This is a genomic window from Neobacillus rhizophilus (assembly GCF_018343535.1).
Taxonomy (GTDB): Bacteria; Bacillota; Bacilli; order Bacillales; family Cytobacillaceae; genus Neobacillus; species Neobacillus rhizophilus.
Window position 1 is genome coordinate 617,366 of sequence record NZ_JAGYPF010000003.1, and the last position, 23,014, is coordinate 640,379.

At 35.9% G+C, this 23,014-nt stretch carries 23 protein-coding genes and 3 pseudogenes; 9 read left to right on the forward strand and 17 right to left on the reverse strand.

Translation table 11 applies throughout. The features are described 5' to 3' along the window. Positions 1-115 precede the first annotated feature (115 nt). Positions 116-535 (reverse strand): VOC family protein, encoded by a 420-nt coding sequence (locus KHA99_RS16535; protein WP_213118565.1) that lies wholly within the window; start codon positions 533-535, stop codon positions 116-118. A 259-nt stretch (positions 536-794) separates the two neighbouring features. Further along, the gene (locus KHA99_RS16540; protein ID WP_213118566.1) at positions 795-1,295 is read right to left on the reverse strand and encodes a DinB family protein; all 501 of its coding nucleotides are present in this window, start codon (positions 1,293-1,295) and stop codon (positions 795-797) included. 168 nt (positions 1,296-1,463) lie between these two features. On the opposite strand from KHA99_RS16540, the pseudogene KHA99_RS16545 reads away from it, so the two are divergent. Further along, positions 1,464-1,970: pseudogene (locus KHA99_RS16545) on the forward strand (SDR family NAD(P)-dependent oxidoreductase); the annotation flags it as partial. A 273-nt stretch (positions 1,971-2,243) separates the two neighbouring features. On the opposite strand, the gene KHA99_RS16550 reads toward KHA99_RS16545, so the two are convergent. The 6 genes from KHA99_RS16550 to KHA99_RS16575 all read right to left on the reverse strand — a co-directional run bounded on the left by KHA99_RS16550 (position 2,244) and on the right by KHA99_RS16575 (position 8,209). After that, on the reverse strand, positions 2,244-2,576 hold the full coding sequence (locus KHA99_RS16550) for a cupin domain-containing protein (protein WP_213118567.1): 333 nt from the start codon (positions 2,574-2,576) through the stop codon (positions 2,244-2,246). A 201-nt stretch (positions 2,577-2,777) separates the two neighbouring features. After that, positions 2,778-3,287: a GNAT family N-acetyltransferase gene (locus tag KHA99_RS16555; RefSeq protein ID WP_213118568.1), complete on the reverse strand. Its 510-nt coding sequence runs from the start codon at positions 3,285-3,287 to the stop codon at positions 2,778-2,780. Positions 3,288-3,473: 186 nt separating this feature from the next. Then, complete coding sequence (locus tag KHA99_RS30835) at positions 3,474-3,785, reverse strand: hypothetical protein (protein ID WP_249366701.1); 312 nt, start codon at positions 3,783-3,785, stop codon at positions 3,474-3,476. A gap of 706 nt (positions 3,786-4,491) precedes the next feature. Beyond that, positions 4,492-5,142, reverse strand: a complete 651-nt coding sequence (locus KHA99_RS16565) for a nitroreductase family protein (RefSeq protein WP_213118569.1) — start codon at positions 5,140-5,142, stop codon at positions 4,492-4,494. A gap of 68 nt (positions 5,143-5,210) precedes the next feature. Beyond that, positions 5,211-5,405, reverse strand: a complete 195-nt coding sequence (locus tag KHA99_RS16570) for a hypothetical protein (protein ID WP_213118570.1) — start codon at positions 5,403-5,405, stop codon at positions 5,211-5,213. Between the two features lie 221 nt (positions 5,406-5,626). Continuing rightward, positions 5,627-8,209 (reverse strand): penicillin-binding protein 1A, encoded by a 2,583-nt coding sequence (locus KHA99_RS16575; protein WP_213118571.1) that lies wholly within the window; start codon positions 8,207-8,209, stop codon positions 5,627-5,629. A gap of 674 nt (positions 8,210-8,883) precedes the next feature. On the opposite strand from KHA99_RS16575, the pseudogene KHA99_RS16580 reads away from it, so the two are divergent. Then, positions 8,884-8,982 (forward strand): annotated as a pseudogene (locus KHA99_RS16580) (transposase); the annotation flags it as partial. A gap of 125 nt (positions 8,983-9,107) precedes the next feature. Here the strand turns inward: KHA99_RS16580 and KHA99_RS16585 are convergent. Further along, positions 9,108-9,425, reverse strand: a pseudogene (locus KHA99_RS16585) (alcohol dehydrogenase catalytic domain-containing protein); the annotation flags it as partial. A gap of 446 nt (positions 9,426-9,871) precedes the next feature. On the opposite strand from KHA99_RS16585, the gene sda reads away from it, so the two are divergent. Then, positions 9,872-10,027: a sporulation histidine kinase inhibitor Sda gene (gene sda / locus KHA99_RS16590; RefSeq protein ID WP_213118573.1), complete on the forward strand. Its 156-nt coding sequence runs from the start codon at positions 9,872-9,874 to the stop codon at positions 10,025-10,027. Positions 10,028-10,200: 173 nt separating this feature from the next. Next, complete coding sequence (locus KHA99_RS16595) at positions 10,201-10,515, forward strand: hypothetical protein (RefSeq protein ID WP_213118574.1); 315 nt, start codon at positions 10,201-10,203, stop codon at positions 10,513-10,515. Positions 10,516-10,720: 205 nt separating this feature from the next. Here the strand turns inward: KHA99_RS16595 and KHA99_RS16600 are convergent, their stop codons facing one another. From KHA99_RS16600 to KHA99_RS16620, 5 genes are all read right to left on the reverse strand, one after another. Then, on the reverse strand, positions 10,721-10,954 hold the full coding sequence (locus KHA99_RS16600) for a hypothetical protein (protein WP_249366702.1): 234 nt from the start codon (positions 10,952-10,954) through the stop codon (positions 10,721-10,723). Positions 10,955-11,297: 343 nt separating this feature from the next. Further along, a complete protein-coding gene (locus KHA99_RS16605) occupies positions 11,298-12,071 on the reverse strand; it encodes an alpha/beta fold hydrolase (RefSeq protein WP_213118575.1) in 774 nt (257 codons plus the stop codon). Positions 12,072-12,261: 190 nt separating this feature from the next. Beyond that, a complete protein-coding gene (locus KHA99_RS16610; RefSeq protein ID WP_249366703.1) occupies positions 12,262-12,549 on the reverse strand; it encodes a DUF4440 domain-containing protein in 288 nt (95 codons plus the stop codon). Positions 12,550-12,745: 196 nt separating this feature from the next. After that, on the reverse strand, positions 12,746-13,282 hold the full coding sequence (locus tag KHA99_RS16615) for a GNAT family N-acetyltransferase (protein ID WP_213118576.1): 537 nt from the start codon (positions 13,280-13,282) through the stop codon (positions 12,746-12,748). A 357-nt stretch (positions 13,283-13,639) separates the two neighbouring features. After that, on the reverse strand, positions 13,640-14,302 hold the full coding sequence (locus KHA99_RS16620; protein WP_213118577.1) for an MBL fold metallo-hydrolase: 663 nt from the start codon (positions 14,300-14,302) through the stop codon (positions 13,640-13,642). A 111-nt stretch (positions 14,303-14,413) separates the two neighbouring features. On the opposite strand from KHA99_RS16620, the gene KHA99_RS16625 reads away from it, so the two are divergent. Next, entirely contained in the window at positions 14,414-14,758 is a 345-nt protein-coding gene (locus KHA99_RS16625) for a winged helix-turn-helix transcriptional regulator (RefSeq protein WP_302053436.1), read from the forward strand. Between the two features lie 821 nt (positions 14,759-15,579). Then, positions 15,580-15,972 carry a hypothetical protein gene (locus tag KHA99_RS16630; protein ID WP_213118578.1) on the forward strand — a complete coding sequence of 131 codons (393 nt, stop codon included), beginning with the start codon at positions 15,580-15,582 and terminating at the stop codon, positions 15,970-15,972. A 256-nt stretch (positions 15,973-16,228) separates the two neighbouring features. Here KHA99_RS16630 and KHA99_RS16635 read toward each other — a convergent pair whose 3' ends face one another. Further along, positions 16,229-16,792, reverse strand: coding sequence for a dihydrofolate reductase family protein (locus tag KHA99_RS16635; RefSeq protein WP_213118579.1), 564 nt, complete (start codon positions 16,790-16,792; stop codon positions 16,229-16,231). A 603-nt stretch (positions 16,793-17,395) separates the two neighbouring features. Between KHA99_RS16635 and KHA99_RS16640 the strand changes: the two genes are divergently transcribed. Continuing rightward, the gene (locus tag KHA99_RS16640) at positions 17,396-17,821 is read left to right on the forward strand and encodes an SRPBCC family protein (protein WP_213118580.1); all 426 of its coding nucleotides are present in this window, start codon (positions 17,396-17,398) and stop codon (positions 17,819-17,821) included. Between the two features lie 244 nt (positions 17,822-18,065). Beyond that, the gene (gene hbs / locus KHA99_RS16645; protein WP_213118581.1) at positions 18,066-18,344 is read left to right on the forward strand and encodes a non-specific DNA-binding protein Hbs; all 279 of its coding nucleotides are present in this window, start codon (positions 18,066-18,068) and stop codon (positions 18,342-18,344) included. 95 nt (positions 18,345-18,439) lie between these two features. Here hbs and KHA99_RS16650 read toward each other — a convergent pair whose 3' ends face one another. Then, the gene (locus KHA99_RS16650) at positions 18,440-18,826 is read right to left on the reverse strand and encodes a VOC family protein (RefSeq protein ID WP_213118582.1); all 387 of its coding nucleotides are present in this window, start codon (positions 18,824-18,826) and stop codon (positions 18,440-18,442) included. A gap of 626 nt (positions 18,827-19,452) precedes the next feature. Here KHA99_RS16650 and KHA99_RS16655 point away from each other — a divergent pair. Beyond that, positions 19,453-20,544 (forward strand): LLM class flavin-dependent oxidoreductase, encoded by a 1,092-nt coding sequence (locus KHA99_RS16655; protein ID WP_213118583.1) that lies wholly within the window; start codon positions 19,453-19,455, stop codon positions 20,542-20,544. Positions 20,545-20,714: 170 nt separating this feature from the next. Here the strand turns inward: KHA99_RS16655 and KHA99_RS16660 are convergent, their stop codons facing one another. Next, a complete protein-coding gene (locus KHA99_RS16660; protein ID WP_213118584.1) occupies positions 20,715-22,589 on the reverse strand; it encodes a sigma-54-dependent Fis family transcriptional regulator in 1,875 nt (624 codons plus the stop codon). Between the last annotated feature and the right edge of the window lie 425 nt (positions 22,590-23,014).

Genomic DNA, 23,014 nt, shown 5'->3' on the forward strand with positions numbered 1-23,014 from the left:
AGTATAGGTGATTTTATTAAACTAACTTGCCCCGTTAGTACAACTAGAAAAAAGGACTGCAACCCTTTTTTAAACTCAAGCACCCTTTAGCACGACAATTAAAAATAATACTTGATTATTTTGAGACTAAATATTTTTCTTTGAAAATTGGACTAAGTTCACTCCATACATCGAATTTATTCCCATCTAAATCATAAAAAACAAAATTCCTTCCAGAATGTCCTCTGTTTTCAATATCTCCAACTCTTATCTCATTTTCTATAAAATCCTTATGTAGTGCTTCCAAAGCATCTAACCCATTTACTTCAAAAGTTAAAGAAAAACGTTCTTCACCATAAATATCAATAAAATTAGAAGTTTGACTTTCATTTGACTTCACAAGAAAAATACTTTGGTTTGCAAGGTTTAAAATCGCCTTGTCTTCATCTTTATAAGATAAATCTGCAGCTAATTTATTTACGTACCATTCAGATGAAAGCTCTACATTTGTCACTGGAATATAAGTAGTTCCAACCCTCAATAATTTTTCACTCATTTTAAAAACTCCTTCCAAATTCTGATATATTAAACAATTCCCTTGTTATATACCTCTCTCCTCCATTGAATTAAACTGCCCCGTTGGTCGAATAAGAAAAGGCCACCAATATGGTAGCTCCAATCTTTAACTCTTGCCCCCGTTTGTTTAAGTGTAATTCTTCACAATCTTATTTTTATATACGTTATCTCTTTTAGATTAAATAAGAACAGGAATGTATAATAACCCTGTTCTTATTACCAATGTTCAATAATTACAATCACATTTCAGGAGCTTCCATACCCATCTCAGCCCATTCCTCTTTTGATGGACCATAAAGACCCGGAACCGATAAACCAGCTTGACGCATAAGAATAGTCATTTGTCCTCGATGATGAATTTGGTGTTGTATTAAAAAAAATAATAGTTCTCCCTTGGTGATTTTCTGTCCATAGATGTCCAATTCTTCTCTAAGGTTTTTGTCAGCTAACTGATTTTTTACTGCCTGAACTAATGCATCACTTGCTTGTTGATAACTGTTAGATATGAATTCTGAGGAAGAAGGAACAGGATAATCATTAGTTGGTGCGTCAAAAGAAAGACCTATTCGGGATGATATAATCCCAATAGCCGTTACAGTATGCCAAGCAATTCGTCCCAATGTCCAATTTTGAGAGGTAACTTCTTGTGGTAGTGATTCATCCGTAAGTTGATTTAAAAGTTTCTGAGTAGCAGCGGCTTCAAATTCCCATAATTTTAAAAAATCTACTATTTGAAACATACTCATCCTCCTTACTTAAATACTCCACAATTATATTCTATAATTCCAGTTAAATTACCTATAAGTTTACAAAAAATAACAATATTAATTGAATCTATAAACGCTACCTCTTGTTGAAACTAAGCTGCCCGTTACTTCAATAAGAATAAGCGATCCTTCGCTATTGAAGACAACGCAGGAATCCAACAAAGTTTTAACGTGTTAACGTCGGACTCAAAGGATTGGCGTTATTTTAGTAAAGAAATCACAACCAATCTTGAAGCGCCGATCCAACTCTCTATGTTATTCGCACCATTTTTTGCAACTAGAGAAGAAGCAACTATTATTAACGTGACATCTGGATTAGCTTTTACTCCATTTGTAATTGCACCTATCTATTCAGCAACTAAAGCAGCTCTTCATTCCTTTACACTGAGTCTCAGACACCAACTTTCTAATACATCTATAGAAGTCATTGAAGTTGCTCCACCAGCGGTGAAAACAGATTTTTTAGACGGTGCAGGTCTGCCTGGAGAACCATTAGATGCATTCGCAGATGGCATTTTCAAAGGATTAGAAGAGGGTAAAAAGGAAATTGGATATGGTACCTCTGTGAATCGATTACGTATGTCACGGGATGAAATCGACGATTACGTCGAAAAAATGTACCAAGCAACGAAGAACTTAATTGAGTAATCATCAACTGTGAAAAGTTACTAAATTGTTTAAATCCTTATCAGAAATTATTTATTAAGAAAACAGCAGTCGTTTGATATCAGGGAATTCAAAAGAAAACTCGCCGCATGTGGCGAGTTTTCTTTTGAAAGATATCCAACTTCTTCTTTAACTGACCGTTAGTTCAATCAAGAAAAAGTGCGGCAACCGTTCTTCAACTCTTGCCCCCGTTAGTTGAAGAAAACAAGGCTGTTTCGACAGCCTTGTTAATGGAATAGATTATTGTCTAATTAGCTATCCGTTTATATCATTATTGGTTTTTTCAAAACATATATTAACTGTGCGTTCGTTTGAACGAGTTCGATGCATTGTATTGGCAGGAATAGTAAATATTTCACCCGGTTTCAGAGAAACTGTTTCATTGTTCTCTAAGTCTATAAAAAGTTCACCTTCTAGTACATAAAATAATTCATCGCAATCCTCGTGTTTATGCCAGTGGAATTCCCCATTTATAACGGCTATTCTAAGAGCGTGATCATTAACTTCGCTTACGATAAAATTGGTATAATCCGTTTGGTCTTGAATTAATTTATGTAGGTTATAAACTTCTAATTGACCTTTTTTCATACTCTTTCCCCTTTAGAAATTTAATTGTTATTTAGACTAAATTCGACAACAATTTCAAATAATCCTTCTTCAGCTAAACTGCCCCTTTAGCTCATAAGAAAAAACGCTGCCGAAACAACGTTTTGTTCAACTCTTGCACCCGTCAGCTTAAGTACATTTCTTCACAAATTTTTTAAAAATTAAGAACTGAAAATTCAGCTATTATCCAATTAAGTTATAACGCCAATTATTACACCGCATAAAGCTTCCTGGAGGGTATTCAAATTCGCATTCAGAGATAAACTGAAAGTCAAGCTTCCGACAAATTGCATTAGAAGCAGGATTATCAATCGATGGGAATGCGTGGATGTATTTATATTTGTCTTCACTAGATGCTTCTTCAATTGCTAACTTTACCGCTTTTGTAGCTATTCCTTTCCCTTGAAAAGAGGGTAGAACGCTCCATCCAGTTTCATATACACTCTCATTATTCCAAGTAGTTTGCCAATACCCCACAGAACCTACTGGTTCTAATTCTGGTAAGAATTTAATGCTGAACATACGTCCTCTATTTCCCAGCTCAAGATAACGTTTATGTCGATTCAAAATCTGCTCTTTACTCTCTGAACCTCCAAGATGCTGCATCATTTCTGGAGCGTTTATAAGAAAAAGTAAATCAAGGTCATTATCCTCCCAAGGCTTTATCTGAATGATTTGGTTACTTGCTTCCAAATTCCCCTCATCCCCTCACCACTTATTGTTTACTCTTTCTTTAAGAAAGCTAAAAATCCTCTTATTATCATATTGTTGTTTACTAAACTGTCCCGTTAGTTCGACAAGAAAAAATGACCGCCGCAGCGACCATCATCCTTAACAAAAGCACACGTTACTTCAATAACTATAATTGAGATCCCCAATTTATATAGGATCGATTCTACTTTTTTCGGCCTCTATATAGTCATAAACATTCAATATTTCTTTGTCATAGTCGTTTTCGATTTCAAAATACCTAACACCTGCTTGTAAACATTGTGCTTTAAATTCTTTATGTTCCTTGATTAGTTCTTTTATCGTTCTTTCTTCCGGCCAATTACGGAATTCAACAGCATTCCTATGTTTCGCTATTCTTGTTTCGAAGTTTTCTTGAATATAATTCGTTGAAAAACCTAAGAATACTGGAATAATTTTTTCTGAATAATTTATGCCAAAATCCTTTATATAGTGAGGCAATATATAGCATCCTTCAATAATATATGTTGTTCATTCTCGATATTTGTCATAATAATCCCTTTTAATATTGGCCAGAGTTTATCTCCAATGACTTCGGTACTATCTAGTGGTGTGAATCCACAATTCTTATCTCCTCTGTACAAGCCCATTTTTATATGGTCTATAGAGAGATAAGAAATTATGGTATTTTTCTAGTAACTTTTGAGCCATAAAGGTTTTACCTGTACTACTTACAGCACTTATTAAAATTACCATATATTAATCCGTTCTGTTTTATTTGTAATTTAAACGATGATTATTACACTAACCTCCCTCCGTTAGCTCAACAAGGAATGACCGCCGCAGCCACATCATTTTTTTACCCACCAATATGTAATAAGATAAAATGTGATTGTCGCCCATTAAAAAACTTGTAAGCCCATGGGGACTTACCTAATTTTAGATAGAATTATAAAGCTGCTTCATCCACCTTTTATCGTGAAAATTCTTATATATTTTAGACGTATAATTTCAGGAAAATGTTACACTATTTACCTCTAATTACAAAAGACACCATAAAGAGACTAAGATATTTTTCTCGTTCCTTTTAGTAAGTCTCTTTATTCTTATAAACATTAGCAAATCTGAATGTAAAATGAATGGTTTGATTTTAGCATCTATCGTGGTTTTTGTAACAACAAAAAAATAAGGCTCGCAACTGCGAACCTTATTCGATAATGATAGAAATCTCACTTACTTCTTTCCGTGCTATTCTCTTCGGCGTTTCCTGCGGATATCCTAGTGCAATTACCATGTTTATTTCTTTCTCACCCTCTATCCCCAAATATGCCCGTATTTTATCTTGGGCTAATAATACCGGACCTGTCATTGGGCATGTTCCCAAACCCTTCGCGTATGCTGCGAGCATCAGATTCTGCGATGCTAAACAACTCGATTTAATTCCTTCTTCACGCCAGACGGACTCGTCCACGAGTCCGATGGGCTCGAATATTTTTTCTTTGAACTTTGAATTGTATGGTGTAGCCAAACAAATAATCAGCACCGGCGCGCCTGAAAAGGCGGTGGCGTAAGGACCGAATGAACGAAGCAAAAGCTTTGATTCTTTTTCAAGCCCTTTTTCCTCCGCTTCGCCCGCCCGCTCGCGAAGTGCATCCCACGTCATTTCTTCTATCTTTTTGATTTTCTCCCTGTCTTTTATGACAATGAACTCCCAGGTCTGTGAGTTTGTATCACTCGGTGCGTATCGTGCACAATCGAGGACATCTATGATGTCCTCGTTGGATACGTCGATGTCTTTATATTTACGGATGCTTCTTCGATTTTGGATCAATTCTTTTACTTCTAAAAAACTAGTCATTTTTATCTCCCTTTTGAACCATTTAAAATTGTAAATATATTATAACAGAAGAAAAAGAACTCGACTTTTTATTTTATAATTTTCGTTTCTTTTAAAAGTTGGTTGTATAGTTTGTATAGTTCATATAGTTCTTCATCTTCTTTGAATTCCACAGCGTTTAAACGACCAGATTCATCCATGACAAGATGCGTGTAATGATGTTCTTCGCTTTTTTCCAGTTTATCACTAATTTTTAATTTCCCATCCTGAAACTTAGTATTCATATAGGACCTATCGCTGGCTGGTTTTCCATTCTCAATGCAAAAGAGCGGCAATTTTGTTGGATTTGTATTTCAAAAAAAAACAATGTTGAAACGTATCCCACAGCCGGATATAAAAGGCACAACTAGCTAAGAACCACTAGATGTGCCTTTTTGCACGCAAAACTTCCGATTGCCCCCGTTAAGAACCGTCCCTGTGGTGTTTCTCGTTACTACTTTCAGTATTAGTATTCAACTGTAACTGAAGTAGCGGCCGGGGCACTGGTACCTGCATCATTTGATGCTGTAACAGAAATGACATAAGTTTGACCTTGTTTAGGCTTACTTAACGTTGCATGTGTTTCTGAGATGGGCCTCAATCTATACGGACTGCCATTCACAGTAAACCAAACGGTAAATTTGACATTTTGAGTTATGGCATTATTGTTGTCCCAGCTAATAACAATATTATTAGAGTTTTTATCAAAGTAAGCTTGCAAATTGGTTGGACTGTTTGGCACTTCTGTTTTTTCTTCAACTGTTATTGAAACAGATGCTGGATCACTTTTTATCTCTTCAGAAATGGCAACGATTGTAAGTGTATATGATTTTCCTTTCTCCGGGCTTTGAAGTACTGCTTGGCTTTCATTTGTGGATGTTAGTTTTGTTGTAATTCCATCCACTGTATAAGAAACATCAAAGGTCGTTTCTGAACTGGTTTCAGAAGCATAATTCCATGATAATTGAATGCTATCTGAAGCTTCATCATATTTCGCCTGAGCATTGGTTGGTTTATCAATCTTAGATGCTGCTGGCTTTTCTCCGCCTTGTACATAGTATTCCTTGCCTAATTTCCCAACACTGCTTGGTTGTATAAATCCTTCCGTGCTGGTAGCTGCTCGTGACATAATCTCTTTAAACGCTAATTTAGAGAAGTGCTCACTTTTGCTTCCTAAATAGTCATCTGAAGAAGTAGTTTCTGTGTAGCCTGTCCAAACAGCACCTGTGTACTGCGGTGTATATCCTACAAACCATGCATCTCTTGTCGCATTATTAGGTAAACCGTATTTCTTTATTGCTGATTGATCGAAGCTGGTTGTTCCTGTTTTTCCAGCTATATCAAGACTGCTAACATTTGCCATGGTTCCAGTACCTGAATCCACCACTGTACGTAACATATCTGTGATGAGGAAGGCAGTAGAGTCTTCCATTACTTTCTTTTTACTTGAAGCTAAGTTCTTTTCCGTTCCATCGGGATAGATTATTTTGGAAACAGTAAATGGTTCTGCATAGTAACCTCCATTCCCGAAAGCTGCATACGCTCCAGCCATATTTAAAGGAGATGCTGCATCAATGGCGCCTATTGCATTCGATTCATTTGCTTTTTGAGATTCTGTAATAGGAAAACCAAGGCTATTGGCAAAATCAGTGGCATAGTCTGCTCCTACTTCCTGATATGTTTTTAATGCAGGAATATTACGTGACCAGGCCAGATGATCTCTAATCGTTTTATCTCCTGCATAGGTATGACTTGCATTTCGAATAGGGGCTCCATTTGAGTATTGATACTTCTCATCTTTTATTATGTGTCCAGTTGACCATTTGAATTTTTCAATGGCTGGCCCGTAGTCAAGAATTGGTTTAATCGTAGAACCAGGATGACGTTTAATCCTTGTTGCATAGTTGTATTTGCCGGTTTGATAATTTCTTCCTCCGCCAACGGCTTTAATGGCTCCAGTCTGGGTCTCGGCAATGATAACAGCTGTTTGCAGCTTATCATTATCTGGATAGTTGATATAATCATTTGTTGAAAGAACATTTTCCGTTATTTGTTGGATTTTTGGGTCAATGGTTGTGTATATTTCCAATCCATCTTCAAAAATATTTGCTTTTGTTTTTTCTTGTACTTCTGTTATGGCAGTATCAACGAAGGCCTGATATTTATTTGTGGTTGGTTTTTGAATATTTAATGTATCTTCAATGGGTTTGCTTTGTGCTTTCTTCATTCCTGATTTGGAAAGATATCCATGCCTGTTCATATAATAAAGAACCATATTTCTGCGTTTTTCTGCTGCAATAAGATTACTTTCAACAGTAGGCGTATAGTTATTAGGACTTTGTGGAATCCCCGCCAGGAGTGCAGCTTGTTCCGGTGTTAATTTATCCAACTCATCAGGACCAAGTCCGAAGAATCTTTGGGCCGCCTTTGCGACACCATAAACATCATTGCCATATAAATTTTTGTTAAAATACATTTCCAAAATTTGATCTTTCGAGAACCTTCTTTCTAATTGAATGGCTAAATACCATTCCTGCACTTTTCTTGTAGGGGTTTTTTCTATGGTTAAGAAAGAATTTTTCACCACCTGCTGTGTAATCGTACTTCCTCCTTGAGAAGAACCAGTCGTAATATTCGTCCAAATGGCGACGAGTGTACGTTTCACATCGATACCATGATGCTGATAAAAACGGGCATCCTCTGTTGCCAAAACAGCATTTTTTAAGAATCCAGGTATTTGCTTAATATTAATTTCATCCCGTTTCTCTTTACCGATCTCGGCTATGACGGTTTTGCTATCACTAGCATAAAATTTGGAAGATAAAGGATCTTTTAATAGCGTTTCATCAAACTTCGGAGCGTCTTTAATGATCCAGAAAAAAGCGCCCACTCCAAACAAGATCATAACAATTCCAAGTGTAAGGCAAATAAATAAAAATTTTTTCCAAAATCCTCTTCTTGGCATCTTGTTCTCATCCTGTTTTGAAGAACTTTGTTGCTCTTGTATGTTTTTTCTCCGCTCAGACCGAGACCGATCATTTTCTGACATGTTCCTTTCTCCTACCTTTCAAGACCATGGACAAGACTGTGGCCCGATTTGAACAAGGCGAACCGTTCCTGTGGTGTTTTTAAAATAAAAGTTGCTATCATCCAAGAACTTTCAATGAGTGAGAAAACCGTAAAAAAATTAGCTGAAACCTTTTGATATATCTTTACTAGTTTTTACTAAGCACTTGAAGGTCTTAGAAAATGCAGGGTTAGTTTCCTTCAGAAAAGCGGGAAGGTATAAGTATTATTATCCCAACCCCGACACTATTTATGGGGTTGCCAGCTGGCTAAATTAATTACAGTCATTATGGGAAAGTCAATTTCAAGTATGGAAAAATATTCATTAAATGAAGAGGCAACCGGAGAAAATAATAATGATTATAATGAATAGCGTCCATAATTTTACTTTGCAATTAAAGCACGTATCCTGTGAAAAATGAGCGAGTTTTCAGTGCAGGGTAAAGTCGGAAGAGTTGAAAAAATGTTGTGGCCCTGAGGGATTCGCGACGACTATTGATGGGAAGAACGTAGAGAACTTATAGGTTCAACATGCATGCTCCAAACGGGAATACACATGTCCTTACAGAGCAGTATCTAGAAATTCCTAAATGAAAAAATTAATCTTTACATGGAAATGGGAAAATGGAAAAGGTGATTTTCCATCTTGATGTTAAAAACCAATTTCCAACTGCGGCACATCTTTGTTCCTGGGCAGCTCTCGTACCTGGACATAATGAAAGTGCTGCAAAAAGAAAATCAACTAAATCCCAAAAAAGGAAATAAGTATGTATGATCTGCATTAACTGAGTATTTATCAATAGGCGTTATTGTATTCCATTTATACATTGACCGTAAATGTTCAAAAGAGTGTTCCATCCATATCAAAAATTAGCGACAGTAGCAAAGGTACCGACACCACCAGCCCCAGCTTGTATGAAAATCTTTTGCCCCTTTTGTAATTGCAATATGTCTGTTAGGGCTTGATAGGAGGTTAACCCAACCAACGGGATCGATGCTGCTTCTTCAAAGCTCAAATTTTTAGGTTTTAAGGCGATGTCATCTTCATGAATTGCGATATATTCAGCAAAAGTACCGATTTTACTCTTACGTGGACGTGCATATATTTCGTCACCAACTTTAAAACGAGTCACTTTTGCGCCAACCTTTGCAACGACACCAGAAAAGTCATTCCCTAAGATAAGAGGCATTTTATATTGTCTTCATGAACTGATCAATATCCGTCACAAGCGTTCTTAATAAACCTAATTCTTACGTACATTCATATAATAAAAGTTTTTTGTCCCTTCTTTACGCATTAAAATAACACCGGTATCTCGTATTAAAAAATGCTATAAATGGCAGTATCTTTTTTGTATGTAAAAAGAGCCAAAATACGCAAGAAATGGATAAAAACTTGCATATTTTAGGCTCTTTAATTTTGTTCCTTATTGTATTAAAGCCCCCGTTAGTTTAAGTACAAATATTTCACATTGTTGCTTTTGGAATAATAAAAAGGGGTAGACTTCTCTTTAATTTAACAAAGAAATTTAAAAAACTTCTAGAATTACCCTATAATAAAGCAGATGTTGTTCGAAATCTTTTTTAAAAGGTTAGTGTGGAAAATTTATGTAATAAAATTGGATTGAATAACAAGGAGATAGTAATGCGATTTAAAACACTGTCTAATGAAGAGTTAATTGATAGTTATTTAAGGGCCTATGAACAAAAAATAAATGCTTCTTTTTTAAAAATGTTGTTAGACGAAATTGTGGAAAGAGACATATACGACTTATTACTTGAGACTAGTTTACAATCCTAGTCTTATTTTTTTAGCCTTTTGAGTCGATTACGATATAATGGAGTAATTTCTCACCTTCCATTAACCTGCTCCGTTAGTAAAGTAACTTAAATGTAAACAGATTGTTACGCCAATAACATTGATGTGGTGGACCTCAATGTATACAATAGATACTCGTTGAGGAGTGATAGAGGATGAAAACCGTAACAGTAAATAAATTACAATTAAAGAAACATTTATCGTTAATTGAACAAATCACACTAAAAGAATTTCTGTATACCTGGGTAGGTAGCTCAACAAAAGGATTGGATGATTTTTTTCACCTTGAATACACAGAAGATGTCTTTGCTAAAATGGAGAAAACGTCGAATGACACTGATTTGTTGATTTCTGATGATGATTATTTTAGATACATAACAGTGACGGAAGATAATCAAATTGTAATAGGTGTTTTAGATATGAATTCAGAATTAAAACATAGAATCATTTCACCAGATGACATTAAATAATTCTTCCTTTTCTTTATGAACATATAAAAAGAGGCAGCGTTGGTATAATGTCTCTTTTTGGTTTACTATATGTTTATACGAAGTTATTGAACTATCCTTCCCCATTAGCACAACAAGAAAAAGCTGCCGAAACGACAGCCCTGTTCTTCAACTCTTGCACCCGTTACTTTAAGTGTAATTCTTCCCAATGTTTATTTACTTAATTTCACTTATTTTGTTTATCTCTAAAAATACTAATACCAGATACTACACACAGCAATAACAGTAATAATAATCTTAACCAATCCATAGCAAGCCAAAAGTCGCCTCCATTAACAATATCAGGGCTTAAACCATACTCATCAACAAAAATACCTAAATTCCAAAATAATTTAACCGAAATTAGTGATGAAAAAAGACTTATTATAAATACTGTAATTGATAATTTCCTTTTTCCCAATTGTAATATCCCCTTTTTGAACAAAATTTTTTACTGAATCTTTTCTAACTTTACCACAAAAAACCAAAATCCTTATTGAAGTATTCTGCCCCTCTAATTGAATAACAAAAAAGCTACCAATGATGGCAGCTGGATATTAAAGTAACGCACCCTTTAGTTTAAGTACATTTCTTCACAAATTTTTTAGAATTTCAGTTATTACAGGTATGCTGCCTCTTTAGCACAAGAAAACATTTCGAAAAAAGGCATCAATCCTACTTGGATCAACGCCTTCTTTACTTTAAGGTCATTTTTCAATATAGCTTCAAAATAAAATGTTACTAAATATTTTTTATAAAAGCCCTCAATGCTTACGCTGTGCAACATTTCCTATTATGGTTGCAAGCTCTTTCGGACGAGACCACATTGGCCAGTGATGTGTTGCTAGATCAATGTATGTGACATCTTGAAGTTCCGAAAGACCTCTTATCCACGTATAGCCTTCTCTAACAACTGATTTCAATTCATCAGATGAGTGAGACGTGCAAACAACTGTACTCGGTACAACCAACCGCCTATCGTTAACCAATACAGGTGTCTCGCGTACAACATTACCCGGAACGGGAATTGCCCGTTGTTTCAAGAGGTTGCGGTGTTCGTCACTCATCCCGCGGATGTCTGCCTCATCTAGTTCCTCCCACGAAGGAAGTGGCATCTCGTTGGCGTCGAACTCCGGATTCATTGCATCTTTTGCAGGGAATGTGTCTACATATACCATAGCTGCAATTTGTTCAGGGATGCGATCACTCACCGCGTATCCAGAGATCGCTGCTGCACTGTGTACAACAAGTACCACAGGTTCCTTGGCTGCCTTCACAGCTTCGCAAATGGAGTCAACATGATCAGATAGTGTAATGGTGGAACGGTCTACGTTTACTGATTCAAGGCCAGGAAGAGTTAGAGAACTAACATTATAACCACTTGAACGGAGAATTCCTGCAACTTCTTCCCAAGCCCACGCACCTAGCCAGAATCCAGGCACTAGAATGATTGGTAAATGATCCGACTTCCTAATACTTTTTAATAATTCATTATCCATTAATGTTTCTCCTTCTGATTGAAGTGTTACGCGTTCCACTCTCTGCTTTCAGGAATATTCTCTAAAAGTATTCTATAATTAATGAATTTATCCTTTTTTAAGTTTTAAATTTATTCTATAATCTTTTAATAGAGTTTCTTCTTAAACAAACCTCACCCGTTCAATAAAGTTCAATAAAAAGAAGCGTTAATCCTTCTTGGATCAACGCCCCTGTTAGTGAAAGAAGAATCTACCTTTCCAACTCAATATATTCTCTCAATAATTTCCACTCATTATCTTCATTTCTCCATACAAACATACATTGAGCAGTAAAAGGTTTACTATTTATTAAGTTAGTTTCTCTTCCTAAAATTAAATATTCTTCTCCATTTTTACGTTCAGTGATTGAAACAACTTCAAAACTTTTTTCAGCATTGTCCATTTGTCTCAATACACTATTGAGGTCATAGTCATAATAGTACGGTTCAGGTTTATCTATATTTGAATGAGCCCAATATCCTACAAAACTCTTTGACATATAAGCTCTAATTCCATCACCATTCTTGCTAATGAATCCTTCATTCCAAGCGATAAAATAGCCATTTAATATTTCCTTTATAATGTTTAATTTTCATTCCTCCCTATCATTTAATGGTACCTATAATAATAATCTCTGCTACTAAGAACACATATTTTAAAGTAAACTGCTCCGTAAGTTAAACAACAGAAGGTTTCTAGTCAAGAACCCTACATTCGATTACGGTATTAAATTGCATATCATAAGTTTCAAGCTTCAAAATAAATTCTTCAACATCCTTGCCTCTTGCGTTGGAAAAACCCTTATCTTCAGAAATGATTTTAAACCCACACTTTTCCAATACTCTGAGAGAGGCTAGGTTATCTTTAGCGGCACGAGCATAGAGCGGTCTTACCTTAATATACTCCAGAAAATCTGACAACGCTTTAGTTGCAATACCTTGACCCCAATATTCCTTCCCAATCCAGTAGCTTACTTCGAGTTCGCCAAACTGTTCAAAGTTCGAGACGTGTCCAGTGACAATTCCATTGAATAATATGGTCTTTATTATGATGGTCTCGTCAGCGATAATTTTTGTCCAATGTTCAAAAAATGCGTCCTTATCAGTGGGGTCTTTAGCTGTAAATGCAGCCATATAGTTCGCCGTTGAATCAAGTTGTTGTTCGAAAAAAATAGGAAGATCTTCCTCAGTGATATCTCGTAGCTTCACTTCGCTTTTACTAATGGATTCCATATAATTCACAAGCTCCTAGACATATTTTTAAATACAAATTCTTCTAAGTTTAAAGAAACTCCTTCTTCAACCATCCTGCCCCGTTACTACAATAAGGAAAAGAACCGCAGCATTTACGATCCTTCTTAAACTCTAGCACCCATTACTTTAAGTATTTTTATTCCAAACTTAATAAATCTTTAATTAAAAAATATACCTTTAAATATTAATGCAACAGAAAAAAGAGTTCTTGTTTTTCAAAAACACAATTGATTGATTCGGTATTTGAAGAATTCCTAGTTCGGTAGTGTTTAATTCCCTACTTGGGTTACACTTACCGTTTGATTGTTTTATTTTTGAATTATCTGTGACTCTTCTTTAGTCTCTATACCTTAATACATATTTTTTATATAAATCTTTATTGTAGAGAAGATCTTGTCCATGAGAAGAGCTGATTAGAGTTGGCTTGATTTCATCTATTATTGCTCCACTATCTATGTTCTCATTCATATCAACGCTAAATTTTCTAATGGGTGGATGTAAATCATCTTTACTTGTGATAAAAAGGTCCCCTGATAATAGGATGTTATCAAGTTCGTGATGGTAGACGACATGCCCTGGAGAATGCCCGGGTGTTAAATAGTATTGTACAGGCAAGTGTTGAAGTGTTTGCTCTGTTAATGGTTGAACAATATTTGCTACACCTGTTTTTTCAAGAATATTTTTGTTCGGATAGGGGGCTTCTCCATTGATATAAATCAGTTCCTTATGATGTGCATAAATGGGAATGTTAAAGTTCTCTAACCACTTTGCAGCACCTCGTATATGATCACTGTGACCATGGGTAAGTAAAATGGCTTTTGGATTTCCTATTGCTAAGGCTGCCTTCATTTGATCATCTACTAATTTTTCTATACCTGTATCAATGAGATAAACATCATCGTTATCCTTAATGAACCAAATGTTAACTGGAATATGGATGGGTACATCGATTTCAAATTCACATTTAAATACATGTTGAGATAGTTGAATCAGGTTCATGTAAAAGCACTTCCTTTAGACTGGTTTAGAATATCTGATAAACTTACTATATTAAAAAATAGTTAGTAATGTAATTACGCACATTTTTGTAACTTAAATGAGGTGACTAAATTGGGTAACCGTTTAAATGGGTTTGGAGCCTGTAGTACAGAAGTAAAAAAGGCTTGTCCTATAGAAATGACTTTACACATTATAGGTGGAAAATGGAAAGGAATTATAATCGATATCCTATCTAATAATTCTGTCAGGTTTAATGAACTTAAAAGATTAATACCAGGTATTTCACAAAGGATGTTGACGTTACAACTAAGGGAACTCGAAGCAGATGGAATTGTGAAGCGCAAAGTAGAAAATACAATACCAAAGAAGGTGGAATATTCTCTTACTGAACAAGGTGAAAAGTTATCTCCTATTATTGCATCTATGAGAATTTGGGGAATTCAATATATGGGTTAAAATCTCATTTTTTTGTTCAAATGATCAATCTATGCAACTTAAACTAAACTGCATCCTATAGTTGAATAAACAAAAAGGCTGCCATTAGCAGCCGGATCTTCAAGTAATGCACCCATTAGTTTAACTACACTTTTTCACAATCAGCTTTTACCTTGAAAAAATCCTACAAAAAAGTGCGTAATTCCTACTTGGAACGCACCTGTTATTGATGAAAATAACTTATTATTTTCCCCTAATTAGCTGATTAGAGACTTTTTTGTAAATATACCAATTAGGATGATGATAATACCGTTTACAGCAAATAAAAAACTATATGATACCATTAACATTCCAGTTCCGAATCCACCTGGGTCGAACGGACTTACACTTATCCCTGTAACAAAGAAGACTAAAGGAGTTAAAAGCAAGATAATTATTCCAGCCCAAATTCTTTTCTTTTTGTTTTTTCCAGAAATTTTGAAAGCGATGAAGTTTGTTAGGCATAAGGCAATCACGATTATTAAAAGTAATATAACCTCTATTTAAACCACACCTTTTTCTAAATTTTAACATATTTTTATTTACTTTTAACTTTTTATTGAAATAACCTGCACTTTAGCATTCCTGTAGATCGTTATTTTTCGATTTTGAAAAAATAGGGCTACTCAGTAAGATATGAGTATAGACACCACTCCAACTCACAACTTTAGGAGGAACCTTACTATGAAGTTAGCTTGCCTAACTCTTACAAGCTTAGTGAGACTAACAGCAAGCTATTTTGCAATTTCTAATTGGTGTATAATAGTGTGAAGAAATTGTACTTTAACGGGGTGGTAATGAAAATGAAGATTTTGTTTGATGAAACTTACACTTCAAAAGACGGAAAGCGAACAAGCAGGAATATTTGGTACGGAGATGCTGATATAACTGTTGATGGTGAATTTGGAAAAAACATGAATCTTAATGAAGATTTTATGGCTAATTTATGCGATATAATAAAAAATGATTTATCTAAAAATGCAGCAAATAAGCCTACTGAAACTAACTGGTATATTTATGGAAGTGGTGTAACTCAGGACGCTATTGGAGACAATATCCGTCCGACAATTATGGTTCGTGAGAGGTCTGACGAATTTATAACTAATTTTAATATCAGTGACCACGATTTTGCTGTAAATATTGATGCTATTCTGTTGTTTAAGGCGGATTTTGAAAAACGTTTAGCTAGTCATTGAGGAGTAATATCACTATAAGCAGTTTCAAACTATTTTAGGGGATGATTTCATAATGAATTCATTTCCTTTTTCATGTGGTGGGAGTCTTTTGGTGTGGAGAAAAGGACATTTAATAATACAGATTGTGAATAATTACACTTAAATTAAACTGCCCTATAGTTGAATGGAAGACGCTCATAACTTCCGGCTTTCGTAATTTCACTTGATTTTAGTAAGCTCGATAGCGTATCTCCTGAATCTCACTCTAGCGTCGCGGTCAGACGATCACGCGGTAGTGAAGATGAGCAACGCCGCTTCGTAAGCAACGCTCACCGATCAGCTCGAGCCGCATGCGGAGGTTGTCCGTCAATGCTCGCTTACCTCCACCCAAGACGATCGGATTAACAAGCAGATGACACTCATCGATCAGTCCCGCACTCATCACCTGCCCAGCAAGCTCGGGGCCGCCAATCGTAATGTCGGCTTCTGAAGACTCTTTCAGCCTCCGAATCGCATCAAGATCGAATTCGCGCTCGATCCTAGTCCTGGCGCTTGAAACCGCCTGAAGCGTCCGGGAATACACGATCTTCTCAGTAGCTCGCCAGATCTGCGCGAATTCCCGCATTACCTCCGGTTGATCGCCTTTTTTGGCGCTCGCCGTTTCCCAGTACACCATCGACTCGTACATTCGACGCCCGTATAGGTAGGTGCCAATAGGGCGATGGAAGTCAGTCCAGAACGCAAACACCTCGTCATCGGAGATCGTCCACTCGATATTGCCACGCTCGTCCTCCATGTAACCGTCCAAAGATATGTTAATAGGGTAGATCAATTTAGCCATTTTAATAACGCCCTCCAATCTTCAGTTTCCAAAGCAACCAATGCATGCCCCTTCTGAAGTTGAACAAAGAAAAATCAATTTTTATATTAACACATATTAGAAGTATTCTGTCTGTTAGTTTAAGTGTAATTCTTCACAAACTTTTCTATCCTTTCCCATCACTTAACGAATATAGAAATCAATAAACTAATTGCAAAGAAGATATATGCTATCTGAATGGTTGTACACATTATAAATTCAAAGGCTGAAAGTTTCCTTTGTTTTTTGGTTTTTACCAAATGCCGAAGATAGAAAGAAGAACAAATCATAAGTATTACTATGGAAATTGTACGTAGGGCTTCTGCGTAAATTACCAAGACTTATTCAACTCCTTATTTTATTATTATTCCTTAACTTGTTCCGGTAGCAAAAAAGCGACTACCCTTGTTGAACAATCGCACCCTTTAGTTTAAGCACATTTCTTCACAATGAACATATAAATCTTACCCATCCATTAACTAATTGTCAGAATAGATTTTTTTTTCAAAATATATTATAATATAACAAGGTAACTTTTAGAAACAAATCGCTTAAATTATTTATTTTAAAAGGAGGCAGATAACAATGGAAGCATTTAAGGAAATTATAGTAGAAACCACTGTTCAAGCACCCGTTGAAAAGGTATGGGAATATTGGACAGAACCAACTCATATGACAAAATGGAACTTTGCTTCAGATGAATGGCACTCCCCTTTTGCTGAAAATGATTTAAGAGAGGGCGGGAAATTCATTTCCCGAATGGAAGCCAAAGATGGTAGTTTTGGTTTCGATTTTGGAGGAGTTTATGATGAAATAAAACTACATAAGTTAATTGCTTATACAATGGACGATGGAAGAAAAGTTAAAATCACCTTTAACAACCGAGGAAACGAAACCGAAGTAATTGAAATTTTTGATGCCGAGACTACGAATTCAATTGAGTTACAACAACAAGGGTGGCAGGCGATATTAAATAATTTTAAAAAATACGTCGAGCAAACAAACAATTAAAAAGTTTCTTCGTTTAATCATTATTATAAGTCATCAAAATAATAGGCGGCTTTTCTGTGGATATTCAATAACCACAGAAACCGCCATTTTTTAAATTTTTACTAACCTGCCACGTTAGTTAAAGTATTGTTCTAGCAAAAAGTAACAAGATACAAAATATTTATATCTTGCGAACTTATGTACGATATGGTAAAAATGATGTACGCCCATTAAGGGTTCAGTGTATTTTAAAGGAGTGTTATCAATGAATAAAACAGATCTTGTGAGTCAAGTGGCTCAAACTTCCGAACTAACACAGAAAGATGCTAGTAAAGCTGTAGATGCAATTTTCAATTCTATTTCGCAAGCATTAAAAAATGGAGATAAAGTCCAATTAATTGGTTTCGGTAACTTCGAAGTTCGTGAACGTGCTGCTCGTAAAGGACGAAACCCACAAACTGGAGAGGAAATTGAAATCCAAGGTGGAAAAATACCTGCATTTAAGCCTGGAAAGCAATTAAAGGATGCTGTAGCAGGTAAATAAGTACAATTATACTACATAACAAAAAAAGTGATGGTCTTGATCCATCACTTTTTTTTCGGGCTCTACATTGTTAATCTACTAAAGCACCCTTTTACTTATTTTTTTCTTTTACAAACGATTTGTATAGGGTTTCCATCAGGGTCTTGTACCCAACCCGACCTTAGATCATTTAAAAAATTATGAGGATGAGATAACATAGTAGCACCATTTTCAATTAAATACTGGATGGCTGAATCAGTGTCTTCTGTCCATACAGCAATTTCGCAACCCATATTTTGACCAGGGTTTAACCCGTGAATTTCTTTTGCAGATTCTTTAGAGGCTATTCCTAACTTGAAACCATCCAATATTAATTCATAATGTACTGGCTTACCATCAATTTCTGCTACAAAGGTTTGTGCAAAGCCCAGGTTCTGATAAAATCCTTTTGATTTCTCTAAATTATCAACATATAGATTAATTTGTGGAGAATTAAAGTTCATGAACGCCCCCTTCCGTAATTTTTCTGATTTAAAAATGATATTGCCACACACCTTACTCCTTAAAGTTTAATAAGAAGATTAAACAAAGAAAGTATTAATCCTCCTTGGTCTATGCTCCCATTAGGTAATTTGCCTTGTTCAACTAAGTTCCTTACTTGAAAAAGAAAAAAGCATTAACACTGTCGCTTCTGGTCCGATACCGCCAACAATTCCAACCTTTTTCATCCTATCAGTCTTTAACTTTTAGTTTATGTTAATTTGATTTTTCATTAGAGTCAATTTTTCGTGATGCATGGGGACGGTTCTCTTGCCTCATTTTGCAGAATCGTTTCAGGTTCCAATGATGTGGGGGGCATGGGCCGAAAACGACTGAAATGATGCACAAGAACCGTCCCCACGCATCTTCCCACGCATCTTGAGAAAAGTGAGAAAAGTGAGAAGCTGAGAAATAGAATAGAATTTGAGATTTAATGACTGCGATGAGAAAAATGAGAAATTTCTAGCCATAATATTACGGCTGAATTTTTGAAAATATGGATAGGATCAGCACATTTCTACTTTTTTTAAGTTGGCACGAAATTTGCACTATGAATAAGTGTACATGTATTTAAAAAGGAGATGAATGTATGGAATTAGGTTTATTTTTAATGCCCTCACACCCACCGGAAAGAAGTTTATATGATGCAACGCAATGGGATTTAGAGATGATTCAGTATGCTGATACGCTTGGATATCAAGAGGCTTGGATCGGAGAGCATTTTACTGCACCATGGGAACCTATTCCAGCTCCGGATTTAATGATTGCTCAGGCTTTAACGTCAACTAAGCAGATTAAACTTGCACCAGGCGCTCATTTACTGCCATACCATCATCCTGTTGAGCTCGCTCATAGAGTGGCGTATCTTGATCATCTCTCACAAGGACGTTTAATGCTGGGAGTTGGAGCGGGAGGCCTGCTGACAGATAGTGAAACCTTTGGTGTTGATGCTGCAATTGGCGAGAATCGAACCATGATGTCAGAAGCTTTAGAAATCATGCTGAAACTTTGGAATGAGAAAGAGCCTTTCCAATTTGAAGGAGCTTACTGGAAGGCAAATAAAATTGAAGGCAATCCATTTGCAAGCTACCATATTTATCCTTATCAACAGCCACACCCGCCAATTGGTGTGACCGGATTAAGTCCTGGTTCAGAAACATTAAAAACCGCTGGTGAAAAAGGATTTATTCCAATGAGTCTTGGAGCTAACAATGAATATATAGCCGGTCATTGGAAATCTGTTGAGGAAGGTGCAAAAAGAAGCGGCAGAACTCCATCGAGATCTGACTGGAGGATTACACGTGATGTGTTTGTAGCAGATACGGATGAGGAAGCCATTGAAGGATCACTAAATTCAATGATGGGAAGGCAGCATAGCGAGTATTGGATTCCCCTTTTCCGAAGCCTTCGTGCAGTATCTGTATTCAAGCACGAAGAATCTGTTGATGAATCACAAATCACTCCTGAATATGTTGCCAAACACAATTGGTTTGTTGGCTCTCCAGAAACTGTAGCAAACAAAATCGTCAATCTTTATGAAACGGTTGGCGGATTTGGGGCCTTACTCGTAACAGGCTATGATTATAGCGAGACACCCGATATTTGGAAGAAATCAATGAGGTTACTTCAAGAAGAGGTTATGCCAAGAGTGAACCACAAAATAGCTAAAGTGAAAATATAGGCAATACCTTTATTGTTTTAAAAAACCGATACACGAAATATATATGCTACCCTATTCATGTGTTAACTCTGTACACAAAAAGAAAAGGGCCAGATTGGGCCTTTTCTTTTTGGATCGTCTTATCACCAAAAACAATCTGTATTGACTTTTGCTATGAAACATATTTTTCATTAGATATTAAACTTTTTCATTTTACGGTAAAACGTACTTAAAGGCATTCCAATTAACGAGGCAGCTTCTCTTATATTGCCATTCGTACTCTGTAGAGCTTTTATCATTTTTTCCTTTTGAAGCTTATGATTGTTTGAAAAGAATCCCCCCTCTAAATTTTTTGTTGACTCTACTCTAGGATCTATCGGTGTGCTGGGATTGTCATTGCTTTCTTTAATATAAGAAGGCAAGTGTGAAAGCTTCAAAGATTTTCCTTCAGATAAGATCATCATTTTTTCCAAGACATTAAATAATTCCCGGATATTCCCGGGCCAGGAATACGCCGTCAATTTATCCATAATAGTTGAAGAGATAGTAAGATTTATATTTTTAGTCTTAAAAAAATACTTCACCAGCTCAGGTATATCCTGTTTCCTTTCACTTAGTGGCGGTATTTTAAGATCAAATACATGGATACGATAATATAAATCTTGTCTAAATTCACCACGCCTAACTAGTTCTTCTAATTTTTTATTGGTCGCTGTGATAATTCTTACATCAACAGGTATAGGCTTTTCCGAACCAATTGGTACCACTTCTTTCTCTTGAAGGACTCTTAATAAGGCTATCTGCATGGAATATGGCATTTCTCCAATTTCATCTAAAAATATGGTTCCTCTATTGGCCTGAACAAATTTTCCTTCGTACCCTTTTTTTCTAGCCCCTGTAAAAGCACCTTCTACATAACCAAATAATTCACTTTCTAATAATTCCTTTGGAATAGCTCCACAATTAACGGCAACAAAGGGCTTGTCCTTTCTGTCGCTATTTACATGAATCGACTTAGCCACCACTTCTTTCCCTGTTCCGCTTTCTCCATAAATAGAGACCGTAACATTGGATTTTGCCGCTTTTTTCATCTCACATAGAATCTTTCCAAAAGCGATACTATTTCCTTGTTCCCCCATAAATGTAAAGTTTTCTACTGCAGAAAAATAATGATTAGAATTCTCATTTACATGCTTCACAAAATGTTTGAATCCAATTAATCGATGATCCCCTGAGTAAAGAGGCTGCTTAGTTAAAATTTTTATTCCAAAATCTTTCAGGTTTTTCACTTCAAAATCATGAGGGTTATTACCATCTCTAATGATTTTCATGATGGAATCACTAGCGGTAACCAAATAACCATTTATATCTGAGATCATCATTTGTTCATTGTCCTTTTGTTTAAACTGTAGAAATAGTTCTACCAGAGCTATACGATCTCTTTGCTCCTGCAGTTTCCACTCAGATTCAATGGCATATGCTGTCGATACAGTGAGACTATAAATATCGAATTCGTAATAAGGCTGGTTCTTAGATATATCCAGAACCCCAATTAACTCACCACGTGAGTTTTTAATCGGTGCAGCTGAACAAGTCCAGTTTTGTGATAGGAGTGAATAGTGTTCTTTCCCGACGACATGAATGGGTTCCTCTATTGCCAGTGCAGTTCCAATTGCATTCGTCCCGACTTCCTTTTCGGTCCACTTTACACCCTCAATTAGGTTTAATTGGTTACAGATCGGATCGATTATGCTATCTCTTATAACCTTTAAAACATAACCGTTAGCATCAGTAAGCATAATAATTCTAGATTTTTCTTTGATGGACCGCCATAACGATTGAATATAAGGAGTGGCTATTTTTAATAGCGTTTCATTTTCTGATACTTTACTGAAATATTCGTCACCGAACAAGACTGTCTTGCCTTTGACTAAATAGGGATCTACGTTACTCTCTTTACATCTGTACCAAGATTCAAGAATTTGTTTAGAAATTCTGCTCGAATCCAATACATCTTCTTTCACAAATCTCTCCCAAGTGCGATTCAAAAGAATAGTATGATCCATCTTAGGCTCCCCTCCCCCTTTCTAAGCGGAAAACAACTACCATTTAATTTTGACAACGCTTACAACAAACGGAAAATGAATTGGAATAGTAAAAACCAATGTTATAGGGTGCATTTTTTCTCACTTCTATTAAAGTGAAATTAGCATTTGTATCACGTTAATAAAGAGCTTAACCACTAAATAATGCTGTCTCTTTTACTTTAACAAGATACAGTTGTCTGGTAAAGAGAATTTTCATAATTATCTGTATTTAATATTAGGAGATTCATTTATCGGATGCGTGGGGACGGTTCTCTTGCATCAATTTGCGAATGCCGGTTTTTGTTCCATGCTTGGGTACATGAGGATAACAAAAAATGAAATGATACAAAAAAGCCGTTGCAATGGTAATATACATACGTTAATACCCAAGTTCAATAAATAAA